Here is a 584-nt window from a genome sequence, read left to right on the forward strand (position 1 = left end):
CCGCCGGTATGTAACGCAGACGGTTCTTTCAACCTGGTACTGTCTAACCCGACCGGTAACATTACCCAATACTCCATCAAAGCCGTGGCGCCTAACGCGCTGCCTGGCTTTACGGATATCGTAAATGCTACATGGGCCGGAGCTGGTACCATCAACGTAACCTACCCTGCTGCTACAGCGGCCGGTACTTATACCTTTGCGCTGACCATTCAGGACGGCAACAATCTGGGTTGCGTACTCACTAAAAATTTCTCTGTTAAAATTGATGCCAAACCGACCGTAAAAATCACCGCTAACCCGGATGAGATCTGCGCAGGCCAGGCTACTACTCTTAGCATCGACAACAGCAATACCGGTTACACTATCAAGTGGACTCTTGATGGTACCGCCCTCCCTGCTGCTGACAACAAAGTATCCTTCTCTCACACGCCCACTAAAGTTGGTGACAACGTATATGCGGTAACCGTGACCAACGGCGCTTGTACCGTAACCGACAACGTGACCGTGAAAGTAAGGTCTATGCCGACTGCTGATGCCGGCAAACCGGAGATCAAACAGTGTGACACCAAAGACTTCACCGTAAC

General features: G+C 51.2%; 1 protein-coding gene. It reads left to right on the forward strand.

The annotated features are described in order from the left end of the window. Window positions 1–584 (forward strand): hypothetical protein (locus tag HGH92_RS33445; RefSeq protein ID WP_168875209.1); only part of this gene is annotated, 584 nt, incomplete at both ends.

The sequence above is a fragment of the Chitinophaga varians genome (genome assembly GCF_012641275.1).
GTDB lineage: Bacteria > Bacteroidota > Bacteroidia > Chitinophagales > Chitinophagaceae > Chitinophaga > Chitinophaga varians_A.